The organism is Halobacillus sp. ABD4_316 (assembly GCF_056161385.1).
The window spans coordinates 58,568-79,243 of sequence record NZ_JBSWZA010000003.1 but is presented as its reverse complement, the minus strand read 5'-3'; the positions used below and the strand labels follow the sequence as shown (position 1 = coordinate 79,243).

At 48.1% G+C, this 20,676-nt stretch carries 27 protein-coding genes; 9 read left to right on the top strand and 18 right to left on the bottom strand.

All coding sequences use genetic code 11. The features are described from left to right. Positions 1-141: 141 nt before the first annotated feature. Positions 142-1,983, top strand: a complete 1,842-nt coding sequence (gene typA, locus ACXAJH_RS12935; protein ID WP_027956129.1) for a translational GTPase TypA — start codon at positions 142-144, stop codon at positions 1,981-1,983. Between the two features lie 38 nt (positions 1,984-2,021). Here the strand turns inward: typA and ACXAJH_RS12930 are convergent, their stop codons facing one another. Beyond that, entirely contained in the window at positions 2,022-2,756 is a 735-nt protein-coding gene (locus ACXAJH_RS12930; RefSeq protein ID WP_474991244.1) for a FixH family protein, read from the bottom strand. Positions 2,757-2,920: 164 nt separating this feature from the next. Continuing rightward, a complete protein-coding gene (gene bshB2, locus ACXAJH_RS12925) occupies positions 2,921-3,607 on the bottom strand; it encodes a bacillithiol biosynthesis deacetylase BshB2 (RefSeq protein ID WP_211225375.1) in 687 nt (228 codons plus the stop codon). Positions 3,608-3,753: 146 nt separating this feature from the next. Here bshB2 and nadE point away from each other — a divergent pair, with 146 nt between their 5' ends. From nadE to msrA, 4 genes are all read left to right on the top strand, one after another. Then, a complete protein-coding gene (gene nadE / locus ACXAJH_RS12920) occupies positions 3,754-4,503 on the top strand; it encodes an NAD(+) synthase (protein WP_474994183.1) in 750 nt (249 codons plus the stop codon). Positions 4,504-4,505: 2 nt separating this feature from the next. Further along, on the top strand, positions 4,506-5,069 hold the full coding sequence (locus tag ACXAJH_RS12915) for a cysteine hydrolase family protein (RefSeq protein ID WP_474967617.1): 564 nt from the start codon (positions 4,506-4,508) through the stop codon (positions 5,067-5,069). Positions 5,070-5,428: 359 nt separating this feature from the next. Continuing rightward, a complete protein-coding gene (locus ACXAJH_RS12910) occupies positions 5,429-7,339 on the top strand; it encodes an endonuclease MutS2 (protein WP_474994181.1) in 1,911 nt (636 codons plus the stop codon). 77 nt (positions 7,340-7,416) lie between these two features. Next, positions 7,417-8,103, top strand: a complete 687-nt coding sequence (gene msrA / locus ACXAJH_RS12905; RefSeq protein ID WP_474994179.1) for a peptide-methionine (S)-S-oxide reductase MsrA — start codon at positions 7,417-7,419, stop codon at positions 8,101-8,103. A gap of 37 nt (positions 8,104-8,140) precedes the next feature. Here msrA and ACXAJH_RS12900 read toward each other — a convergent pair whose 3' ends face one another. The 4 genes from ACXAJH_RS12900 to ACXAJH_RS12885 form a co-directional block, all read right to left on the bottom strand. After that, positions 8,141-8,266: a hypothetical protein gene (locus ACXAJH_RS12900; protein ID WP_474967620.1), complete on the bottom strand. Its 126-nt coding sequence runs from the start codon at positions 8,264-8,266 to the stop codon at positions 8,141-8,143. A 102-nt stretch (positions 8,267-8,368) separates the two neighbouring features. Further along, complete coding sequence (locus tag ACXAJH_RS12895; RefSeq protein ID WP_474967621.1) at positions 8,369-8,683, bottom strand: DMT family transporter; 315 nt, start codon at positions 8,681-8,683, stop codon at positions 8,369-8,371. A 1-nt stretch (position 8,684) separates the two neighbouring features. Continuing rightward, positions 8,685-9,029 carry a DMT family transporter gene (locus tag ACXAJH_RS12890; protein ID WP_027956121.1) on the bottom strand — a complete coding sequence of 115 codons (345 nt, stop codon included), beginning with the start codon at positions 9,027-9,029 and terminating at the stop codon, positions 8,685-8,687. Position 9,030: 1 nt separating this feature from the next. Beyond that, positions 9,031-9,624 carry a TetR/AcrR family transcriptional regulator gene (locus ACXAJH_RS12885; protein ID WP_474967622.1) on the bottom strand — a complete coding sequence of 198 codons (594 nt, stop codon included), beginning with the start codon at positions 9,622-9,624 and terminating at the stop codon, positions 9,031-9,033. Between the two features lie 192 nt (positions 9,625-9,816). On the opposite strand from ACXAJH_RS12885, the gene ACXAJH_RS12880 reads away from it, so the two are divergent. After that, the gene (locus ACXAJH_RS12880) at positions 9,817-10,023 is read left to right on the top strand and encodes a hypothetical protein (protein WP_027956119.1); all 207 of its coding nucleotides are present in this window, start codon (positions 9,817-9,819) and stop codon (positions 10,021-10,023) included. Between the two features lie 99 nt (positions 10,024-10,122). Then, on the top strand, positions 10,123-10,851 hold the full coding sequence (locus tag ACXAJH_RS12875) for a PAS domain-containing protein (RefSeq protein WP_474967623.1): 729 nt from the start codon (positions 10,123-10,125) through the stop codon (positions 10,849-10,851). Between the two features lie 147 nt (positions 10,852-10,998). Here the strand turns inward: ACXAJH_RS12875 and ACXAJH_RS12870 are convergent, their stop codons facing one another. After that, entirely contained in the window at positions 10,999-12,114 is a 1,116-nt protein-coding gene (locus tag ACXAJH_RS12870) for an NADH:flavin oxidoreductase (RefSeq protein WP_474994177.1), read from the bottom strand. A 100-nt stretch (positions 12,115-12,214) separates the two neighbouring features. Between ACXAJH_RS12870 and ACXAJH_RS12865 the strand changes: the two genes are divergently transcribed. Continuing rightward, on the top strand, positions 12,215-14,371 hold the full coding sequence (locus tag ACXAJH_RS12865) for an ATP-dependent helicase (protein WP_474994175.1): 2,157 nt from the start codon (positions 12,215-12,217) through the stop codon (positions 14,369-14,371). 55 nt (positions 14,372-14,426) lie between these two features. Here the strand turns inward: ACXAJH_RS12865 and ACXAJH_RS12860 are convergent, their stop codons facing one another. Beyond that, positions 14,427-14,891 carry a hypothetical protein gene (locus ACXAJH_RS12860; RefSeq protein ID WP_474967626.1) on the bottom strand — a complete coding sequence of 155 codons (465 nt, stop codon included), beginning with the start codon at positions 14,889-14,891 and terminating at the stop codon, positions 14,427-14,429. 201 nt (positions 14,892-15,092) lie between these two features. Here ACXAJH_RS12860 and ACXAJH_RS12855 point away from each other — a divergent pair, with 201 nt between their 5' ends. Further along, positions 15,093-15,494 carry a GNAT family N-acetyltransferase gene (locus ACXAJH_RS12855; RefSeq protein ID WP_474991248.1) on the top strand — a complete coding sequence of 134 codons (402 nt, stop codon included), beginning with the start codon at positions 15,093-15,095 and terminating at the stop codon, positions 15,492-15,494. Positions 15,495-15,516: 22 nt separating this feature from the next. On the opposite strand, the gene ACXAJH_RS12850 is transcribed toward ACXAJH_RS12855, so the two are convergent. From ACXAJH_RS12850 to sigY, 10 genes are all read right to left on the bottom strand, one after another. After that, entirely contained in the window at positions 15,517-16,035 is a 519-nt protein-coding gene (locus ACXAJH_RS12850; protein WP_474967628.1) for a DUF6241 domain-containing protein, read from the bottom strand. 86 nt (positions 16,036-16,121) lie between these two features. After that, positions 16,122-16,892, bottom strand: coding sequence for an SDR family NAD(P)-dependent oxidoreductase (locus tag ACXAJH_RS12845; RefSeq protein ID WP_474967629.1), 771 nt, complete (start codon positions 16,890-16,892; stop codon positions 16,122-16,124). Between the two features lie 104 nt (positions 16,893-16,996). After that, positions 16,997-17,773: an ABC transporter permease gene (locus ACXAJH_RS12840; RefSeq protein WP_474994174.1), complete on the bottom strand. Its 777-nt coding sequence runs from the start codon at positions 17,771-17,773 to the stop codon at positions 16,997-16,999. Next, entirely contained in the window at positions 17,751-18,668 is a 918-nt protein-coding gene (locus ACXAJH_RS12835) for an ABC transporter ATP-binding protein (protein WP_474994172.1), read from the bottom strand. Before ACXAJH_RS12835 ends, ACXAJH_RS12840 begins: the two co-directional genes overlap by 23 nt. Then, positions 18,665-18,880, bottom strand: a complete 216-nt coding sequence (locus ACXAJH_RS12830) for a PLD nuclease N-terminal domain-containing protein (RefSeq protein ID WP_474967632.1) — start codon at positions 18,878-18,880, stop codon at positions 18,665-18,667. Before ACXAJH_RS12830 ends, ACXAJH_RS12835 begins: the two co-directional genes overlap by 4 nt. Beyond that, the gene (locus ACXAJH_RS12825) at positions 18,877-19,206 is read right to left on the bottom strand and encodes a YbjQ family protein (protein WP_474967633.1); all 330 of its coding nucleotides are present in this window, start codon (positions 19,204-19,206) and stop codon (positions 18,877-18,879) included. Before ACXAJH_RS12825 ends, ACXAJH_RS12830 begins: the two co-directional genes overlap by 4 nt. Next, positions 19,187-19,384 (bottom strand): hypothetical protein, encoded by a 198-nt coding sequence (locus ACXAJH_RS12820; RefSeq protein WP_474967634.1) that lies wholly within the window; start codon positions 19,382-19,384, stop codon positions 19,187-19,189. Before ACXAJH_RS12820 ends, ACXAJH_RS12825 begins: the two co-directional genes overlap by 20 nt. Then, a complete protein-coding gene (locus ACXAJH_RS12815; RefSeq protein ID WP_474994171.1) occupies positions 19,381-19,593 on the bottom strand; it encodes a sigma-Y antisigma factor component in 213 nt (70 codons plus the stop codon). The genes ACXAJH_RS12820 and ACXAJH_RS12815 overlap by 4 nt, the downstream gene beginning before the upstream one ends. Next, positions 19,590-19,907, bottom strand: a complete 318-nt coding sequence (locus ACXAJH_RS12810) for a YxlC family protein (protein WP_474991251.1) — start codon at positions 19,905-19,907, stop codon at positions 19,590-19,592. Before ACXAJH_RS12810 ends, ACXAJH_RS12815 begins: the two co-directional genes overlap by 4 nt. Continuing rightward, complete coding sequence (gene sigY, locus ACXAJH_RS12805; protein ID WP_474994169.1) at positions 19,900-20,418, bottom strand: RNA polymerase sigma factor SigY; 519 nt, start codon at positions 20,416-20,418, stop codon at positions 19,900-19,902. Before sigY ends, ACXAJH_RS12810 begins: the two co-directional genes overlap by 8 nt. Between the last annotated feature and the right edge of the window lie 258 nt (positions 20,419-20,676).

The following is a 20,676-nucleotide window of genomic DNA, read 5'->3' as shown; positions in this document are numbered from 1 at the left end:
AGAAGTGATTCTGCCGGGAAGGTGCAAAACCAGCCAGCTGTCTATCGTTAACTCTAAGTAAATCTGGTATCGATCCTAAAGCAGTTGTGTTATAATAGAACGGTTGAATAATATTTGCGATACGAAAGAGGTGTGTGCTTCATGCAACACAGAGATGATATTCGTAATATAGCCATCATCGCACACGTTGACCACGGTAAAACAACGCTGGTTGACCAGATGCTTCACTATTCCGGAACTTTCCGCGATAACGAGCATGTCGATGAGCGCGCTATGGACTCTAACGATTTGGAAAAAGAACGCGGCATTACGATTCTTGCTAAGAATACCGCGATCAATTATAACGATGCCCGTATTAATATTTTAGATACACCAGGTCACGCCGACTTTGGTGGAGAAGTAGAACGTATCCTTAAAATGGTAGACGGCGTTCTTCTCGTTGTCGATGCGTACGAAGGGTGTATGCCACAAACTCGATTTGTTTTGAAAAAAGCGCTGGAACAGAAACTGACACCAGTCGTTGTTCTTAACAAAATCGACCGTCCGAACGCCCGCCCTGACGAAGTCGTCGATGAAGTACTGGATCTGTTCATCGAGCTTGGAGCGGATGACGAACAGCTTGAATTCCCAGTCGTTTATGCGTCTGCTCTTAACGGTACATCCGGCGATGAGCCTGAAGACCAGCAGGAAACGATGGATCCGATCTTTAAGCTGATCATGAACAACATCCCTGCTCCGCACGATACGAAAGATGATCCGCTTCAATTCCAGGTGACTCTGCTTGACTATAACGACTACCTCGGCCGTATTGGTGTCGGACGTGTCTTCAATGGTCAAATTAAAGTCGGTCAGCAGGTTTCCTTGATGAAGAAGGACGGTTCAGTGAAGAACTTCCGTATTTCCAAACTATTCGGTTTCATAGGCTTGAAGCGTGTCGAAATCGAAGAAGCCAAAGCGGGTGACATCATTGCCCTGTCCGGTCTTGAGGATATTAACGTCGGGGAAACGGTCTGTCTGCCTGAACACCAGGATGCGATGGAAATCCCTCGTATTGATGAACCGACCCTGCAGATGACATTCCTTGTCAACAATAGTCCTTTTGCCGGTCGTGAAGGTAAATATGTAACTTCCCGTCAAATTGAAGAGCGTTTGATGACACAGCTGGAAACAGATGTCAGTCTGCGCGTCGACCCTACAGATTCCCCTGATGCCTTCACAGTATCAGGACGTGGTGAACTTCACCTTTCCATCCTTGTGGAAAATATGCGTCGGGAAGGTTATGAACTTCAGCTTTCCAAGCCTAAGGTTATTCTGAAGGAAATCGACGGTCAGACTTGTGAGCCTGTCGAGCGTGTTCAAATCGATACACCGGAAGAGTACCAGGGTGCCGTTATGGAATCCATCGGTTACCGTAAAGGTGAAATGCAGGACATGGTCAATGATGGTAATGGACAAGTGCGTCTTGAATTCCTTGTACCATCTCGTGGTCTTATTGGCTATGCGACAGAATTCATGACGCAGACACGCGGATATGGAATTTTGAACCATACTTTTGATGGCTATGCGCCCCTTGTAAAAGGCCAGGTCGGCGGACGTCGTGAAGGTGTCCTTGTGTCTCTTGATAAAGGGAAAGCTTCCACGTACGGCATCATGAACCTTGAGGACCGCGGTACCATCTTCGTGGAACCGGGTACAGAAGTGTACGAAGGTATGATTGTCGGAGAGCACAACCGTGAGAACGACTTGACGGTCAACATCACGAAAGAAAAACACTTGACCAACATTCGTTCTGCGAACAAAGACACGACGAATACAATCAAGAAAACCCGTCAAATGACGCTCGAAGAAGCGATTGAGTATCTTGATGATGACGAATACTGTGAGGTTACTCCAGAGAACGTTCGTCTTCGTAAGAAATTCTTGAACAAAAACGAGCGCGAAAAAATGGCGAAGAAGAAAAAGCTTCAAAATACGGACGTATAATAATGAAAGGACCACCGGGCAGCCCGGTGGTCCTTTTTTTATTCGATTACTTCTATGGTCTGCTGTTTTTCACCTTGAAGGTCTTTCTCTTCCTGTTCATAAACGACGGTGACTGTATAGTTTCCTGCTTCCTCGAACGTGTAGGATCCTTGGTATTCCCCCGGCTGTTTTTCTTCAGCCGTGACTTCGGTTTCCTCACCACCTGCTTCTGGTGTAATGAGGTATTTCACCTTACCTTCTGTGAACGGTTCCTCCATATGATTGATATGGGCCGTAAGCATGGATTCACTTCCGGCAGCGAATGTTTCTTCTGTCATCAAATGAACCATGAACTTGCTGGATTCCATATCCATGGCCTGTCCCTCTTGTCCATGGCCGACCTGTACTTCTTTTTGGGGCATCGTATGCAGATCATCGACTTGCGTATGAGCAATCACCTGGTAGGAGCCTTCCTGTTCAAACGTATAGGACAGCTCGTAAATGCCGTCTTCTGTATGTTCGGCTTCTTTCGTTACCGAGTCTTCCTGCCCTTCCTCTGTATTCCAGATTTCAAACTTAACATAAGAGGCATCAGTGACAGGCTCCTCTCCCTGTGTCACTTCTGCGCGGATATCGACGGGTTCATTGACTGGATAGGGCTGCTGTTCGAGCAGCACTTCAACTTCAGGTATGGGAGCGGCCTGGTCTTCACTTCCGCTGTTCTCCGAATCAGCACAGGCCGTTAAAAAAATCGTAAGTATAAGGGCTGTCACTAAAATGGCTGCGTTCTTCAAAAAATCATCTCCTTTATGTTGACCCTTTTTATAGAATATCATTTCCATCATGGTCATGGAGTCCTGAATTTAGACAGATCGGTGAAAATCTGCCAGTGTAAGAATGATTTGGATCGTTCGAACTACAAAAAAAGTCCTGCTCCATGGAGCAGAACTTTTATGTTTTAGGTGACCTGATCGCTGGACCAGTCATACGTATAAAATTTCTCTTCGGTCACCCATTTAAGAGCTTCCGGATCGTTGACCTTGATGCCTTCTTCAAGCATTTCCAGCATAGCAGCTGTCTGGGAGATATGGGCGCGCATGGCATTCATTTTCTGTTCCTGGACACCGCGGATGTCGTTAATCACGTCCGGACTCCCCAGGTTTTCCTCTGTATCATTGGCGAAGGCAACAGCGTGGAACTTCGGGCGTTTGTCTTCATCGATGTCGCGCAGCGCCCGGACAACGGCGCGCGCTGTCGCTTCATGATCGGGATGGACGGCATATCCTGGATAAAAACTGATGACAAGGGATGGGTTCAACTCGTCGATGAGCTGGCTGACCATATTTTTCATCTCTGTATCGTCTTCGAATTCCAGTGTTTTATCCCGGAGCCCCATCATACGGAGATCTTCGATGCCCATAGCTTCAGCCGCTTTGACAAGCTCTCTGCGCCGGATGTCAGGCAGTGATTCCCTCGTGGCGAACGTGGGACGGCCGAGGTTTCTTCCCATTTCCCCAAGTGTGAGGCAGGCGTAGGTTAATGGTGTGCCCTGATTTATATAAGTGGAGATCGTTCCGGACACGCCGAATGCTTCATCATCCGGGTGGGGGAAGATCACGAGTACGTGTTGTTCATTTTGTATCATATCTTTCACTCCTTGAAGAGGATCACTAGTCTCCATTATTGCCTACTTTTTTAAAAATGAAAAGTCATTTGTTTATAGAGCAGGTTTATAAAAAGGAAGTAAAAGGAAGAAGAGGGTTAGATGACATTTTGAAGGGAGTTTTTACGATGGAAGAACGTATTGACTATTTAGTCCGGTGGCTGCAGGATAAAGTCGAAGAAGCAGGGGCAGATGGAGCCCTTGTCGGGATCAGCGGCGGAATTGATTCAGCTGTCGTCTCCTACCTTGTTAAAAAGGCATTCCCTGAACAGTCGCTTGGTGTCCTGCTGCCGATCAACAAAGAGATGGAGGAACAGACGGATGCGCTGGCCGTTGTAGAAGGGGCGGACCTTGATTACATCGGTATCAATCTGACGGACGCCTATGAAACGACGTATCAGGCAGTAAAAGGACAGATTGAGGAGAAAGAGGACTGGAAGGAGGATAAATCGCAGCTGGGTGGAGCGAACCTGAAGGCGCGCCTCCGCATGAGTACACTGTATGCCGTTGGAAACAACTACAATTATCTTGTTGTTGGAACGGATAATGCCGCAGAGGATTATACAGGCTACTTTACCAAGTACGGGGATGGTGGCGTTGACCTCGTACCGTTGATTAACCTGAGAAAAGAAGAAGTCCGGGAAATGGCGGGAGCGCTGGATGTGCCTTCCTCCGTTATTGAGAAAAAACCGAGTGCAGAGTTGTGGGAAGGGCAGACGGACGAAGATGAGCTCGGCATGTCCTATGATACGATTGACGCTTATCTGCGCGGGGAGAAAATCGATCCCGAAGATGAGAAACAGCTGAAAGACAGACATAAACAGACGGCCCATAAGCGCCAGATTCCTGCAGGGCCGGAAGAATACCGGGGAGATTAAACATGAAATCGTCCACGGCCCTTCTTATTATTGATATGATGAATACATTGGATTTTGACGGGGGAAAGGACCTGTTGGAGTATGCTCTTCCTGCGGCTGAAGATCTGCAGAGCTTCAAGCAAGAAATGAAGGAGCAGGGGATTCCTGTCATTTATGTGAATGACAACTTCGGTCTGTGGCAGGACAACGCCTCCGACATCATAGATACATGCCGCCAGTCCAGGGGAGAGCCGCTGGTGGAGCTTACGCAACCGGAAGAGGATGACTTCTTCATCATTAAACCGAAGCATTCCGGTTTTTTCGGGACGCAGTTGGAGATTCTTTTGAATCAGCTTGAAGTGAGCCGGTTGATTTTATCAGGAGTCGCCGGAGACATTTGTGTTCTGTTTACAGCGAACGATGCGTATATGAGGGATTATGAGCTGTGGGTTCCTTCGAATCTCTCGGCCTCGGAATCGCGTGAAGGGAACGATAATGCGATGAAAATCATCCGTAGATCGCTCGGAGCAGAAACCGCCCCGACATCCGAACGGAAACTGCAGGATGTCTTTTCCGTTGACAAATGAACGCGAATCTCCTATATTAAAAAGGATGAATCGTCTGTTCCACGCAGAACGATCCTTATAACAAAGGAGAATGATGTATGAGTGTGGTTGTTCTTAACTAATCCATGAACTGGATACGTTTCTAATCAGGTGTAAAAAGTGTGCACGGTTGCATGCTTGTTTAAGTGCCGCCTTTTTAGGAACAGTTAAGAACAAGCATAAGCATAGCCTGGACAGATACGTCTTTGAAGCTGTGGCTGCTTTTCAGTCACAGCTTTTTTGTATCCCGTGGAACAGACGACGTTCACACAAAAGTCCGCGATGAGCTTATTTCAGCTTGCCGCGGGCTTTTTATATGGATAAATATAGGAGGAATCACATTGAACGAACAAACTTTCCAAGTATTGGAATATCATGAAATTTTGAACCGTACAGCTGAGCATGCCCATACAGAACTGGGAAAACAGACCATTATTGAATCAAGACCGATTCAAGATCGAAAACGACTGGAACTGATGCACGAGGAAGTAGAAGAAGCCAAAGCCATCCTCGCCACCCAGAGCCGTGTCCCGCTCCATACGCTCGCTGACATTCAGGGAATGCTGGAGCAGGCGCAGAAAGGCCTCTACCTTCAACCGAGACAGCTGATGGTTCTGCTTTCTTTCCTGGATCATTGTACGAAACTGAAGCGGTTTATGAAGGGGCAGCAGCTGATCGCTCCGAGGATTGCTTTCTATGCAGAATCCATGACGGAGCTGACCAGTCTTGAAGAAAATATCGCCTCAGCAATCCGCCATGCGCAGGTCGACGACCATGCTTCAAAGGAGCTCGCAAAGATCAGGAGAAAAAGAGAGAAGAAAACAGAGGAAATCAAGGAACGAATGAACAGCCTGGCTAAAAAGTATGCGTCCATCATGCAGGAGGCACGTCCCATGGATAAAGGCGGCCGGTGGACACTGCCGGTGAAAAGGGAGCAGCGCTCAAAAATGAAAGGAACCGTGCTGGATCAATCGGCGTCTGGAGCCACTCTCTTTGTTGAACCGGAAGAAGTGACCCGCCTTCAGGAAGAACGGCAGCTATTGACGTTCAGTGAGGAGCAGGAAGTCGAACAGATTTTATATACGTTGACTGGAGCGGTGCTGGAGCATGAACAGGATCTCTCCATAGCAGTCGAGACGATGCATCAGTATGATGTTTTATTCGCGAAGGCCAAATACAGTCGTCTGACGGGGGCTCATACACCGGTATTTACCGATCACGAGTTGAAAATCAATCAGGGCCGGCATCCGATGCTCGGAGAGAAGGCGGTGCCCCTGACCCTTCACATGAATGAAGGGGAACAGGCGCTGCTTATTACAGGTCCCAATACCGGCGGAAAGACGGTTACATTGAAAACCGTCGGCTTGTTCTGCCTGATGGCCCAGACAGGACTTCACATTCCCGCAGAGCCGGGAAGTCTTCTTCCGTTATACCAGTCGATTTATGTGGACATTGGGGACGGTCAGAGCATTGAGGAGAATTTGAGTACGTTCAGCTCACGTTTGACGAACTTGATTGACATTTTACAAAAAGCGAACGACCATTCGCTGTTGTTATTAGACGAAATAGGATCCGGTACAGAACCTGGAGAGGGGATGGGGCTTGCAACAGCCATCCTGGATCAGCTGGCTGCCAAAGGATCGGATATTCTGGCTACGACTCATTATAGTGAAATGAAAGCTTATGCGAAGGAAAAGGATGGGTTCATCAACGGTGCGATGGCATTTGATCTGGAAACGTTGAAGCCGACGTATCAGCTGCAGACGGGTACAGCCGGCGAGAGCCAGGCGTTCGACATCGCTTATAAGCTCGGACTGCATCCGGATATTCTTAACCACGCTCATCAGATCACCTACAAGGAAGAGGCATCCTATAAGCTGGAGGAAGAACAGCGCAAACATTCCTCTTATGCCAGTCAGGTGGCCGGCAACCGGTATAAGAAGAACCGGAAGCGTAACGACAGCAAACAGCCGCCTTCTTTCAAAATGGGCGATAATGTGCAGGTCCCTGATTCAGATGCGGCCGGTATCGTCTACACAGGCCCGGATGCAAGAGGTAATTATGTAGTTCAAGTGAAGGGGGAGAAGCAGACGTACAATCATAAACGGTTGAAACTGCATATCCCGGCCGAAGAGCTTTACCCGGAAGATTACGATTTTGATATCATTTTCAAGTCGAAGGAATACAGGAAAATCGACCGGATGATGAACCGCAAGTATGTGGAGGGGCTCACCTTGGAGGACGAAGAGTAAAGACAGCAGAATTCTGTCTGGAATTTTTATTCCGTGGTATGCTTAAAGAAATTCAACACGACAAGGGAGGCCTCTGTGTGAAGAAAAAAAGGATATGGACGGCCGGCATCATCGTTCTGCTTATAGGCGCAGCATTTGCTGTCCCTGAGATTTACTCCTATGTAACAGAGCGGAATTATGAGAGTGAGGAAGTGGCTGCATCAGAAATTCCGGAAGGGTACGAAACAGCTGTGCTGGCTGGAGGGTGTTTCTGGTGTATGGAGCCACCGTTTGAAAAATTGAAGGGCGTCCATAGTGTCGTCTCCGGCTATACCGGTGGAGATGTGGAAAATCCGACTTATGAAGAAGTGTCTGCCGGGGGGACCGGCCACATTGAAGCGGTGCAAGTTTATTTCGACCCTGATGTGATTTCCTATGCGCAGATCCTTGATGTTTTCTGGAGGCAGATCAATCCGACGGATGATGAAGGTCAGTTTGTAGACCGCGGGTATCAATATACATCAGCGGTGTTTTATCTTAATGACGAGCAGAGACAGACGGCTGAACAGTCCCGCAGAGAACTCGAACAGTCCGGACGGTTCGATGAGGACATCGTAACACGCATTGTGGAAGCAGAGACATTTTACCGGGCGGAAGAATATCATCAGGATTATTACAAGAAAAACAAGCTCCGCTATGACTACTACCGAGGAAATTCCGGGCGTGACCAATACCTTGAAGAAACGTGGGCAGAAGATCTGAACGTGGATCTTCCCCGAAAATAAAAATAAAAGCCTTTCCGCTTCAAAGCGGAAAGGCTTTTTAATATTGTTTCGTTTCCTGTGATATTTCAGGATTGGCATCTACTTCAGGATCTATATTGGTGTATCCTACATAACTGAAACCAAGCACAATGATTACCATGACAGCCATTAACACTCTACGCATCTTTCTATTCCTCCATCACTGCAGAAAATGTCGGTATACTGCAGCATCCTGCTTCTTTTATTGTAAGCATTCTTTGAAAAGAACACAAGGTTCTGATGGATATTATGAAACCAATTTCAAACCGATGATACCGGTAAGGATACAGGCAATAAACAACAGCCGTTTCGGTGTTGCTTTCTCATTAAAAAAGAGGATGCCCAGCAGAACGGTTCCTGCCGATCCGATTCCTGTCCAGATCGCATAAGCCGTGCCGATCGGAAGGTCATTCAAAGACAAGGAGAGGAAATAAAGACTGCCGCTCATCGCAATGGCGGCACCCAGTGTCGGCAGCTTCTTTTTAAACCCATCCGACAATTTTAAAAAGAACATGGAAGTCATTTCCCCTGTTCCTGCGAGAATTAAGAAAATCCAAGCCATGTTATCCCTCCTGTGCCTGACTTGATGAAGCGGAATCTGTCATTTTCAATCCGATAATTCCCGTAATCAACAGAACGATGAAGAATATCTTCCCGATACCACCGGCATCGCCGAGAAAAATCATACCGACCAGCGCTGTTCCTACAGCCCCCACCCCGGTGAATATGGCGTAGCCTGTGCCTACATCCAGGCTTTTTAATGCCATTGTAAACAAAGCGAAGCTGATGATGATGCAGACGACGGTGATGGTGGAGTATAGAGGCTCGGTAAAGCCCTCGGACAGTTTCAAGCCGACCGCCCAGGCGATCTCAAACAAGGCGCCGACAAACAAATAGACCCATGGCATTTTACGATCCCTCCTGATGTTGTGTCTGGATGCCGAGCCAGAAAATTTCCCAGCTGCTGAGCTGGCGCTGTTCGAACACATCCTGATCATAGTAGTTTTCTTCCAAGAACAGACCGTCAATTAACGTATAAAAAGCAGAAGTCAGCGTATCTGTAGAAAGAGGGCGGATTTTCTTCTCCGCTATTCCTTTTTCCATGATCGGCTGAATGACAGCGGTCATTTGATCTTCCACCATAAGGAATACCTCTTTGATTTCAGCCGTAAACTTTTCAGGTGGGAAGAAGGTGACACGCTTAAAAAAAAGCCCTTCTGTGGAATGGGCCATGCGTTCTAAATAAAACCGGTAGAACTGGTGAAGCTGCGCTTTCACCGTCATTCCCTTCAGTTGTGGAGCTTGCTGCATGATCCGTTCCTTTTCCAAATCTCCGACGTGATAAAGCACATCGAGGAAGATGGCATCCTTATTGTCAAAGTGATTATAAAGAGACGGTTTTTTAATCCCGACAGCATCGGCGATCATCGTCAACGACGTGTTCTCATAGCCATGTCTGGCGAAAAGGCGTAAACTTTCCTGCCTGATTGTTTCTTTTGTCATCCAATCATCCTTCCTGACTACAAACTAACGGTCGTTAGTCTTTAGTTTACCACGTTTGAATTCTTCAGTCCAGTTCACCGTAAATTCGACATGTTTAGTCATAGGGTGCAAAGGGAATGATACTTCAAAAGAGACAGAAGACAGGGAAGGAATGTCTCTATAGAGAATTCCAAGTAGAAAGGGTTTGAGTAGGTGAATCAGTACAGACTCGATCGATACGAAGGTTCATACGCAATCCTTGTAGAGGATTCAGAGTTTCAGAATGAATTGTACGTGTTGAAAGAACGACTGATCGGTTTTGTGAAACCGGGAGACTGCCTGGAAATTGAATTTGATACTATAGGAAACTTAAAGCACGTTGCTATCATATCTACGCCTGACAAAATGGAAAAAGCATAAAAAAGAGTGCGTCATCATTGTTCAAACAGAACCTGATGGCGCACTCTTTTTTGTTTTAAGACCGTTCATTCCAGCCAAATATAATGAGGAGGCTTATGTATGATTTTACAGGCGGCCATGGATCTTCTTGATGAAGGGGTATTGATTTCTGATGATCAGTATATCATTACCTATGTCAATCCGGCATTTATTGAATTGTTTGGTCTTCAGGGAAATCAAGCAGCGGGGGAGTCCCTTCACACACTCTTTCCGGATATCGATCCGGAGAGGCGGGTGGTGACAAATTCAACGAAAGAACAAAGGCCTTTGATTGTAGATGATTATCCGATGCATTGGCAGGGGGAGGAGTATGTATTCAAGGTTCATACCCGACCATTTACATATGAAGGGAAGGGCTACAATCTAACCAGGATTTTTGACAGGACCCAATCCTATTACAGGGAGAAACAGCTGATCCACATCATTGAGGAAATGACGGCGAACATCGTAAAAGTGGCTGATGGCTTTGCCCTGCTTCCCCTGCAGCCGATCCTCAGGGAAGAGCAGAAGGAGGTCCTCCTGACCCGTGTGCCGGAGCTTTGTCAAAACCAGCGGATCAATCGTCTGGCTGTTCAATTTTCTGGAATCGTGTCCGTAGAAGATGAATGGGTGCACCTGCTTAGAGACTTGATTGTCAGCCTCCAGCTGCTTGGTATTGAAGTGGTTCTTGCTGGGATGCGTCCACAGGTGGTGATGCAGTTCACACAGAACCGGATCAGTCTGTCCGGTGTGCGGACGTTCAAAAACCTTCCTCAAGCCGCAGACTACTTTTTAAATAAGCGGAAGTAAGGAAGTGGTCTTCTTCGGGTTCTGGAAGTATTTGTACCCTGCCGGAACTGTTCCTGTTTGATGTGGACATTCAGCGGAAAGAAAAAAAGCTTGTAGAGAAACTAGGTTTCTCTACAAGCTAAGGCGCATGAGACATGCGCCCCTTTTTCATCTCCGTACTTCTTTTTTCAATTCGTGATCCTTAATTTCCGCCTGTGGCAGCATGATGGATGAAAAATCGAAGGGGTCCAGATGCTGACCGTTACGGATGCGGTTCGGTGCATCCGGATTTTGGAGCGCTGCTGTACCGAGACTGATGAAATCAGCCTCTTCGCTGCTCAACAGCTGCAGGGCTTTGTCTGTCTCATGAAGACCGCCGTTGGCAATGACAGGAAGACCACTGAACATCTTCGCAGCGGCAGCCATGGAAAGGGAACCCTCTCCGAAGCTGGAGGCTGTTCCGTCTTTATCTGTTACATGGATGAAATCGATCGGAGATTCACCGAGTTTACCGAAGATGGTTTTAGCATCTGTTTCACCAAGAGCCCAGCGGTGTTCGCCATCGGAGGCTTTCCCCTGCGAAATCCGAATGCCGAGAAGGTAATCATGGCCGACTTCCCGCCTGACTTCCTTGATGACTTCAAGAATATACCGCATCCGGTTGGTCGTTGTTCCTCCGTACTGATCTTCTCTCTGGTTGAAATAATCGGTCATGAACTGATCCAGCAGGTAACCATTGGCTCCGTGGAGCTCTACGCCGTCAAACCCTGCTTCCTTAGCCAGTCGTGCAGAGTGTGCGAAGGACTGCTTGATTTCTTCCAGTTCCGCATGAGTGGCTGCTTTCGGGGTAGGGAACGGGCCTTTCCCACCGTAAAAAGGCAGCTGATCATTTTTAGGGGCCACAGCTGAAGGGGCGATGGTTTGGTCCGTGTAGGCGTTTCCCTGCGACTGGGCACCTGCGTGCATGATTTGAGCAATGAACAGGGATCCATGCTGATGAACGCCCCGGACGATTGGCTTCCAGGCGTCCCGGTGCTGTTCGTCGGCAAGCCCCGGCTGGTTTGAGTATCCCTGGGAGTAGGTACGGTCCGGGTAGATGCCCTCGCTGATGACTGCTCCGAATCCACCTTTAGCATAGCGCTCATAATACTGCTTCATCCGCTCATTGGCTGTCCCGTTATTGGCCGCGCTGACTCTTGTCATCGGTGCGACCACATAGCGGTTTTTAAAGTGGTTGTCCTGAACGATCTTTTCTTCAAATAAAGGGGTGATATCGCTGGTCATAATTTCCTCTCCTTCCACAGGTCCATATCCGTTCCACTGAGGCTTCAAACCGATTCAGTGTGCTATAATACAAACAAATGTTCTTGGAAGGTGAATCACTATGGAAAAACTGATGGAAGGATTGAACGAAGCTCAGCAGGAGGCTGTCGTTTCTACGGAAGGATACATCCGCGTCGTGGCCGGTGCAGGTTCGGGGAAAACGAGAGCACTGACGCACCGGTATGCGTTTATCGTCAATGAACTGGGCGTGGATCCGGCCCATGTATTATCTGTAACCTTTACGAATAAGGCAGCTCATGAAATGAGGAGAAGGGTGAAGCGCCTGATCGGCGGCGAACAGGATACAGGATTCATTACGACTTATCACGGCTTCTGCGTCCGTGTGCTCCGAGAGGATATCCATCGTCTCTTCTATCCGAAAAATTTCTCCATTTTAGACGTCGAAGACCAGAAAACACTGCTGCGGGAGATATTTGAAGATATGGGGTTGAAGATGAATGAGAAAACCTTCAAGCGCCTTCTGGACAAGATCGGAATATTGAAAGGAAATACCCATTATGTCCAACAGATGATCATGCGCGGCGGCATGCCTGCGGCTGATGAATCCGGTGACCTGGACGGGCAGATTCTACAACACTATTTGAAAAAACAAAAACGCGTGTACGGCCTGGATTTCGATGACCTGCTGAATTTCGTCTTTGTCCTTTTTGAACAATATCCGGATGTACTGTCCAAATGGCAGGACCGTCTGTATTACATCCAGGTCGATGAATTCCAGGACAGCAGTCTGAAGCAGTTCGAACTTGTACGCATGCTCGCACAGGAACATGAGAACCTGTTCGTTGTTGGTGACCCCGATCAGACGATCTATGAATGGCGGGGGGCGGATCCGAAGTATATGGTCGAGTTCGACGAATTTTTCCCGGGGGCACAGACAGTCTTTCTGAAGGAAAATTACCGTTCCACCCCTGAAATCCTCTCCCTTGGCAATGCGCTGATTAAAAATAACTACTTCCGTGTGGATAAGGATATGCTTCCTGTCCACCCGCCTGGAGTCAAAGCGGTCCATTACCACGGAAAAAACGACATACAGGAAGCGAAATGGATTGTTCAGCAGATTCAAAGTCTTGTTGAGGAAAAGCAGGCGCGGCTCAGTGATGTGGCTGTTTTATACAGAGCAGGTTATTTATCGCGTTATGTGGAGCAGGAACTTATGGCGGAAAACCTGGAGTATACTATTTTCGGAGGTTTTAAATTTTTTGACCGGATGGAGATCAAGGATGCGCTCGCTCATCTGAAAATGATCGCTGCAGGAGATGACTTATCGTTTTCAAGACTGATCAATGTGCCGAAAAGGCAGATCGGTAAAAAACGGATGGCCTTTATCCGTCAGAGGGCAGAGGCAGAGAGGCTTTCTTATTATGAGACCTTGAAAAAATACGCGGATCATGAGCAGCTTCAGCGGACAGGGGCCAAAGCATTCATTGGTGCCATGGAGGAACTCAAGGAGAGGAAGAAAGAATTGAACGTGTCGGAACTGCTGCAGGAAGCGATGCAGAAGACGGGGTATGAAGCCTACCGCCGCGAAGACGGGGACCAGGAACGCCTGGATAATCTGGCCGAACTGCTTCACTCCATCGTCCAGTATGAACAGACGCTCGGAGAAGATATCGATTTGGATGAGTACCTGCAGATGATTTCTTTGTATACCGATCACGACAGAGAAGAGCGTACGGATACGATCAAACTAATGACGATCCATACTGCCAAAGGTCTGGAATTCCCCTATGTTTTTGTGATCGGCATGACAGAAGGGGTCATGCCAAGTGTGCGGACCATCCGTCAGCGGAAGGAGCGTGGGCTTGAAGAAGAGCGGAGACTTGCCTATGTCGCCGTTACCCGTGCCGAAAAGGCGTTGTATATGACGGAGTCGGAGGGCTTTCAAAATGGAGGGCAGAAAAAATATCCGTCCCGCTTCATCTTTGAGGTGAACGAAGATTTATATGAGCGTGTCGGGGACCTGGATCCAGCCCTTATAGAAGAAGCGGAGGATTACATCCGGGCCTCTCACCATTTAAAACAAGAGGCTCCTCAAAAAGGGTTTGAAAAAGGAACACGTGTCCATCATCCCGTGTTCGGCATCGGGACTATTCAATCCATTGATGAAAAGAAGAACACGTACCTTGTTTTCTTCGATAACCTGAAGGCACCAAGGCCGATCAGCCGGATGTTTAAGAAACTGGAAAAAGTTCAATGAATACGGCAGTCTGTGACCACATAAAAAAGCTGCGGGGAAGGTTTCCCGGCAGCTTTTATAGATGATTGGCGATTTCCACAGCTTTTTCCGAACGCTCTTCAGCAGGGCCGTAATATTCAACCTGATAGATGATATCTTCTTCTCCTTCATACCATTCCACAAACACATGTGTCTCTTTTTCCAGTACGCCTGCCAGCGCTCCGGAATCCAATGGTACCTGCAGTTCGGATTCCTGCAGGATGTTTCCGGGACTGTATAAGGTCGTAACGACAGCTTTCTGCTCGGTATCGGATGTATAGGTTACCTCGGCTTCATTTTCTCCAACAGAGGATTCCACCATGGTCACTTCAAAAGGCATATCAGAAGGCAGGCCAAGGTTTTCCTGCTGTGTTTCAGAAAGGTTCTGGATAGGATCTGCGAAGTCCTCGGGATAAGCAGCGGTTAAATCTTCATAGGATAAATTTTGTGAGGAACAGGCAGCCAGAAAAAATAATCCTGTCAGCATCAACCAACGTTTCATAGTCATTCCACTCCTTGTGTCGATAAGAAAACAATCGTTCTTATTTTATCATACTTTTCTCTCATCATTGACGGAAAAAAGACACATAGAATGAAACGAATAGGGAATTGTATCGTATAATAGAGTAAAGAGATCAGGCTTCATCATAGACAGACTGGGAAACTTAACAGGAGAAAACTTGGAAAAGAAAGGGAGGAAACGATGGAATCCATTCAAATCCGCTCGTTTCGCGAACAAGACTTTGATAGTGTTCATCAGTTGAATCAACAAGAAGGATGGGAGGGGCTTGTGCAGCATAATGAAGAAACGCTGTGCGCCTGGATCAATTCGGAACCTGCCCTCGTGGCCGTGGATGAATCTGGAGAACTCGTCGGTTATTTGAGAGGATTGACCGACGGGACGACCACTTTGTACATCTGTGAACTCCTCGTTAAGGAATCCTGCCGCAAGCAGGGAATTGCCGAACAGCTTGTAAGAACCGCCCATGAATGCTATCCGAACGCCCGCGTGGACATGCTGGCTACAGAAAGCTCGGAAGGCTACTATTCTCATTCAGGCTACCGCTCGTTCTATGGTTTTCGTAAAGCAGCCGAAGAAATGTAAAAAACTGACCCCGGAGACGGGGTCAGTTTTTTCGTTTCTGCATGAATTGGGCTTCTTCCTGAGGAGAGAGCACACCTGTGGCTTTGCCGACGTTCCCGTTCTGAAGCGTCCAGATCCGGTTATGGTCCTCATCAGCCGTTGAGAAATCACCTGCGTGCCATTTCGTCAGGATCTCTTCATATGTCTGTCTATGAGTAAGCGTGGTCTGATCCAGTCCCTCAAGCAGCCACTCAATACGTTCCGGGTGGATAGTTGTAAATCCCCACTTTTTATCGGCTTTCACTTTCTGGTGGGACATGGAGTGGATGTAGCTTTGATAATCGGAATCTGTCAGTTCGCTTTGGCTTTTTTCATGACCGAATGGATTTTTACCTTCTTCCTCATAGGTCTGAAGCTTTTCATCCGCTTCTTCAGCGGATTCTTCTACGGCTTCCTTGACTTCTTGTTCTGTCATTGCTTCAGCCTGTGTGCTCATCAAATACCAGCCTGTGCCGGCAGCTGCGAGCAGAAGAAGGACGGTGGATAAGATCCATTTCTTCATACCTCTGCCCCCTGTTTAAGAATTTTCTTCCAATATATCAAGTATAAAGGAGATGGCGGCAGGAGGAAAGGTCTGGGACATAAGAATTATTGATCCATATAATGAGCGGCTTTTGCAGCCCAGGAACGAGGAAGCAGTTTCGCCGCATAAGCCATCGTCTGGTTGGCCGGCCCGGGAATGATGACACGGCGGCCTTTAACAAAGCCGACAAACCCTGATTTAGCAACAGCTTCCGGTGTCATCGTCTGCTTGACCAGCTTCGTATGCTCTGCCTGAGCTGTCTTGAAGAAGTTGGTTTCTGTTGCGCCCGGGCACAGCGTCGAGATAGTGACGTTCGTGTCCCTCAGTTCCTCCACAAGAGCTTCGGAGAAGGAAAGGACGTAGGCTTTGGATGCATAATATACGGCCATTTTCGGCCCGGGCTGAAACGCCGCAGTGCTGGCGATATTCAGGATGCCTTTTGGAATGGAGCGGAATCGTGCCGCTTTGATTTCCGGCAGAAACAGGTGGGTGAGCTCTGTGAGTGCATTGACGTTGACTTGCAGCATTTTCTGCTGGTCTAACAGCGGAAGCTCCTCAAACAGGCCGTTCAGGCCGAACCCTGCATTGTTCACGAGCACGGTGACGTTCAAGCCGAGTTCTTTGACTTTGTCGTAAACAATTTGGGCGGCCCCGGGTTCTGACAGATCCTGCGGAAGAATGGTAACGGGGTGGCCGTCCAATTCATTTCGCAGCTCCTCGAGTTTATCTTCAGATCTTGCTACAACGATCAAGTTATAACCAGCCTTCGCGAAAAGCAGGGAAAGTTCATACCCGATTCCCCCGGAAGCTCCGGTAATCAGTGCAGTCGGCTTCATGCAAATCTCTCCTTTAGACAATCCAATAGTTTTATTGACAATAGTCTATACCCTATTGGGTGGGAGTACAACTCTTCTTCCTTTTGATCCGTAAATTTTGACATTCAGGAGAGTCTGGTGCTTTTCTTCAAACGTTTCGTTCCTGCATAAAGGAGAAGGATGGTAAGCGCGGCTGTGACGAGACTGGTGTACCATAAATCCGCAGGCACTTTTCCCGTAATGAGAAGAGAACGAAGGTAGGAGGACAGCCGTGCGGGACTCCAGGCGAGGTACTTGGAAAACAGACTGGTGACCAGGCTCATGGTCATGAGGGCTGCCAGTGTGAAAAACAGGACGAGGCCGGGGATACGTGACCAGGCATTCATAAAAAGACTGATGCTCGTAAGAAATAAAATCCACAAGCTGTAGAAAAAGATCACTCCGGCTGCGGCCGTAAAGAACACATCTCCAAAAAGGAGCTGGACGTAATACCAGCTCGCTGTCAGGCCGATGGCAGCAGAGAGGATCAACAGTGTGGAAGCAGCCGCCCACTTCGCCGTCAGGTAAGAAAAGTAAGAGACCGGTTTCACGAGGATCAGCTCCGCCACCCCTGATTTTTTCTCTCCGGAGATTGTGCCCATCGTGATGAGTGCAAGGACGAGGATACCCAGCGTGTTCAGCTGAGAAATGCTCATCATGAACACCTCGGAAGGGGGAGGGGTGGGCAGGTCAAAGACCGCCCCTTCCGGAAGACCTCCGGCAGCTTCAATAATCACCGGGAGATAATAGGTGGACAAGGGGTCAAGGATACAGAAGAGAATAAAGACAAGAGGCACCCAAATCCATTTGTAATTCCTGATCATTTCAAGCCATTCCTTCTTATAGATGGTGATCCACTGCATGATTTTTCACCGCCTTTATAAATAAATCTTCCAATGTCGGCCGTCCGACTTCGAAGTGGACAAGCGGCCATTCGTTTCGTGAGGCTTCCTCCAGGACTTTCTTCCTGACCATCCCACTGTCCGACACATAGAGGTGAAGGGTCTGTTTATGCCATTCCACACGATTGACCTCGGGCCATGCGCTCACATAATCCTTCCAATTTTCGGTGTCCATCGAAAACTGGAGGGTTAGTTTTTCCATAGGATGGCGGGATTTCACATCATTAATCGACCCAGATTCAATCATCTTTCCTTGATGCATCAGTAGAATTTCATCACTCACTTCTTCAGCGTCGTTTAGGATATGGGTGGAGTAGAGCAGGAGGGTTTCCTGTTTCAGCTCTTCCATCAGTTCCAGAACTTCCCGGCGCCCGATTGGATCTAAGGCAGATACCGGTTCATCAAGCAGGAGAACGCCGGGGGTGTGTATAACCGCCTGTGCGATGCCGAGGCGCTGCTTCATCCCTCCGGAGTACCGGGCGATTCTTTTGTTCTGAAACTCTTTCATCCCCAACCGGTCCAGCGTCTTATCCGCCTGTTGCCCTGCCTCCTGCTTGGAGAGGCCGGCAAGACGGGCGGCATATAACAGGAATTCCCGTCCTGTCATCCATCCATGAAATTGAGGATGCTGAGGCAGGTAGCCGATGTGAGCGCGGATATCCCCGGGTGTTCCTTCAAGGTGTATCGTTCCGGAATCAGGAATGAGCAGTCCGGCTATGAGACGCAGGGTGGTCGTTTTCCCTGCGCCGTTCGGACCGAGAAGAGCCATGCATCTGCCTTTTTCCAACTGAAAGGATACGTCGTCCACAACAGGGTGCCGGCCGAACGATTTCGTGAGGTTGTTCACCTGCATCATCCTTCCTCACTCCTTCCGAAAATAAAGTAGGCGACAGGCCCGAGCGTATTGACAAAAATAATCAGCAGCACCCACATCCACTTCGGGCCGCGTGTTTCTTTTGTTCCTGCCAGGCTGATGAGCGCGGTTACCATTAAAATCAACTGGACAGCCATCAGCGGGAGGAGAACAGGGAGGTTGTCCGTGAGCATGTGGAGAACCCCCGCTGTCATTGTGGACTCCTTTCTGCAAGGGTGACCGCTGTTCCGTAGGCGATGATTTCAGAAGCGGCACTCGTAATAGAGGACGTTTCCAGGCGGACGGCAATGACAGCATCAGCCCCTTTCTCCTCTGCATGTTGAATCAATCGTCCGATGGCCTGCTGACGGGCGCTGTCCATCATACTTGTATAATCTTTAATTTCTCCCCCGACAAGATTCTTTAATCCCGCCAGAATATCTTTTCCCACGTTTTTCGACTGGACTGTACTGCCACGCACAAATCCTTTCACTTCCTGAACGTCATATCCAGGAACAAATTCAGTAGTCACGATAATCATTCCAGTGTTCCTCCTTTTTTTCTTCCTTGGCTTCCTTCCACAGCTTTATGATTACGAGTGTGAAAGCTGCATAAGAGATGAGTAGAAGAGCGATTCCCGTCCAGATGGACACAAACAGGATAAGAGCGTAAGCTGCCAGTTGTGCGGCTGTACCTGCCGCAATGAGGATCATCTTCATGCTGTTGGATCCTTCCAGATTGTTTTGCACAGGATGATGAATACGATGGTTGGGAAAGGGAATTGAATCAGTCCGACAAGGCCCCACAGCCAGGGGGTCCGTCCGCGTTTTTTTGCCTGGATGAACAACAGGGTGCTCTGGGTGATCAGGATGGCGGCAATGATTCCCCACCCCCAGACAGGGATTTCTTCAGGTCCATAATGCTTCATTTATCGATCATCACCATTTCTCTTTTCTCCTTCCAAACATACCCAAGCAGCACGGCAGCGGCTGTTCCTTGAATGATGATGAACAGGGCCGGTACGAAATAAAAACTGAGTGCGAGCCCAGTGATCATCAAAAGAGCGGCCGTCCATAACAGCATCAATTCCTTCCACAGCCTCTCATGCCATGCTTTCCTTTCCTCTCTCACAAGCGTTTCGAAATACAGGAGGGGGGGTTCGTCCGTGTCCAGCTGCTGATCCATCTGCTGGAACCCCTGCTTCAGCTTTTCCTCAAGAGAAAGGTTCTTCTTGTCATCCATGTTCATTCAACTCCTTTCGCAGCTTCTCCATACCATAATGCACCCGTGATTTCACCGTTCCGGTTCTGGATTTCGTCATGTCAGCGATTTCCTTGTATTCAAACCCATAGTAATGTTTCAAGAGGACGGGGATCCGGTATTTTTCATCAAGGTTCCAGAGAGCCTCCTGAACGTCCAACCATTCTTCTGGAAGCTGCTGCGGGGTCTGCAGTTTTAGTCGTTCCTTTTCCTGCTGCTCCAGTTTTTCGTTTCTCTGTTGTTTTCGTCGTGTATCGATATACGTATGGGTAGCGATGCGGATCAGCCACGTGGAGAATTTGGACGTTCCCCGGTACTGGTCAATCTTCTGGATGGCTTTCATGAGCGTGTCCTGGGTGACGTCATAGGCCAGCTGTTCATCGCCGCACATTTTCCATACATATTTCATCACAAAGGAGTAGTGTTCTTTCAGGAGCCGGGCAAGACTTTCTTCGTCTCCATTCCTGGCACGTGTCAAATCGTTGGCTTCCATAATCATTCCTCTCTTCCCGCCTGTATATAAGACGTCACTGGCTGCGGATGCGTTCAAAAGAAATCCCGTTTTTTTTTGTGGTGTGCTTTTCCTGGAGCCGTTCAGCGTTTCTTATATTATAAACAGATAGCTTTGAAGAACCGCAGCGGTTTGTTAAGGTGGAAATAGAGTTGCTGGAAATTCTTCGGTTGACTTTATTATCTGAATTTTATAGACTGTGAGAAAGTATTTTATAAATGAATACAAAGTTAGTTGAGA

What these genes read in the sequence shown, in the direction of transcription:
- typA (WP_027956129.1), top strand. Translation starts at nt 142, where the DNA reads ATGCAACACAGAGATGATATTCGTAATATAGCCATCATCGCACACGTT.
- bshB2 (WP_211225375.1), bottom strand. Translation starts at nt 3,607, where the DNA reads ATGATACAAAATGAACAACACGTACTCGTGATCTTCCCCCACCCGGAT.
- nadE (WP_474994183.1), top strand. Translation starts at nt 3,754, where the DNA reads ATGGAAGAACGTATTGACTATTTAGTCCGGTGGCTGCAGGATAAAGTC.
- ACXAJH_RS12915 (WP_474967617.1), top strand. Translation starts at nt 4,506, where the DNA reads ATGAAATCGTCCACGGCCCTTCTTATTATTGATATGATGAATACATTG.
- ACXAJH_RS12900 (WP_474967620.1), bottom strand. Translation starts at nt 8,266, where the DNA reads ATGCGTAGAGTGTTAATGGCTGTCATGGTAATCATTGTGCTTGGTTTC.
- ACXAJH_RS12895 (WP_474967621.1), bottom strand. Translation starts at nt 8,683, where the DNA reads ATGGCTTGGATTTTCTTAATTCTCGCAGGAACAGGGGAAATGACTTCC.
- ACXAJH_RS12890 (WP_027956121.1), bottom strand. Translation starts at nt 9,029, where the DNA reads ATGCCATGGGTCTATTTGTTTGTCGGCGCCTTGTTTGAGATCGCCTGG.
- ACXAJH_RS12885 (WP_474967622.1), bottom strand. Translation starts at nt 9,624, where the DNA reads ATGACAAAAGAAACAATCAGGCAGGAAAGTTTACGCCTTTTCGCCAGA.
- ACXAJH_RS12875 (WP_474967623.1), top strand. Translation starts at nt 10,123, where the DNA reads ATGATTTTACAGGCGGCCATGGATCTTCTTGATGAAGGGGTATTGATT.
- ACXAJH_RS12870 (WP_474994177.1), bottom strand. Translation starts at nt 12,114, where the DNA reads ATGACCAGCGATATCACCCCTTTATTTGAAGAAAAGATCGTTCAGGAC.
- ACXAJH_RS12865 (WP_474994175.1), top strand. Translation starts at nt 12,215, where the DNA reads ATGGAAAAACTGATGGAAGGATTGAACGAAGCTCAGCAGGAGGCTGTC.
- ACXAJH_RS12860 (WP_474967626.1), bottom strand. Translation starts at nt 14,891, where the DNA reads ATGAAACGTTGGTTGATGCTGACAGGATTATTTTTTCTGGCTGCCTGT.
- ACXAJH_RS12855 (WP_474991248.1), top strand. Translation starts at nt 15,093, where the DNA reads ATGGAATCCATTCAAATCCGCTCGTTTCGCGAACAAGACTTTGATAGT.
- ACXAJH_RS12850 (WP_474967628.1), bottom strand. Translation starts at nt 16,035, where the DNA reads ATGAAGAAATGGATCTTATCCACCGTCCTTCTTCTGCTCGCAGCTGCC.
- ACXAJH_RS12845 (WP_474967629.1), bottom strand. Translation starts at nt 16,892, where the DNA reads ATGAAGCCGACTGCACTGATTACCGGAGCTTCCGGGGGAATCGGGTAT.
- ACXAJH_RS12840 (WP_474994174.1), bottom strand. Translation starts at nt 17,773, where the DNA reads ATGCAGTGGATCACCATCTATAAGAAGGAATGGCTTGAAATGATCAGG.
- ACXAJH_RS12835 (WP_474994172.1), bottom strand. Translation starts at nt 18,668, where the DNA reads ATGATGCAGGTGAACAACCTCACGAAATCGTTCGGCCGGCACCCTGTT.
- ACXAJH_RS12830 (WP_474967632.1), bottom strand. Translation starts at nt 18,880, where the DNA reads ATGACAGCGGGGGTTCTCCACATGCTCACGGACAACCTCCCTGTTCTC.
- ACXAJH_RS12825 (WP_474967633.1), bottom strand. Translation starts at nt 19,206, where the DNA reads ATGATTATCGTGACTACTGAATTTGTTCCTGGATATGACGTTCAGGAA.
- ACXAJH_RS12820 (WP_474967634.1), bottom strand. Translation starts at nt 19,384, where the DNA reads ATGAAGATGATCCTCATTGCGGCAGGTACAGCCGCACAACTGGCAGCT.
- ACXAJH_RS12815 (WP_474994171.1), bottom strand. Translation starts at nt 19,593, where the DNA reads ATGAAGCATTATGGACCTGAAGAAATCCCTGTCTGGGGGTGGGGAATC.
- ACXAJH_RS12810 (WP_474991251.1), bottom strand. Translation starts at nt 19,907, where the DNA reads ATGGATGACAAGAAGAACCTTTCTCTTGAGGAAAAGCTGAAGCAGGGG.
- sigY (WP_474994169.1), bottom strand. Translation starts at nt 20,418, where the DNA reads ATGGAAGCCAACGATTTGACACGTGCCAGGAATGGAGACGAAGAAAGT.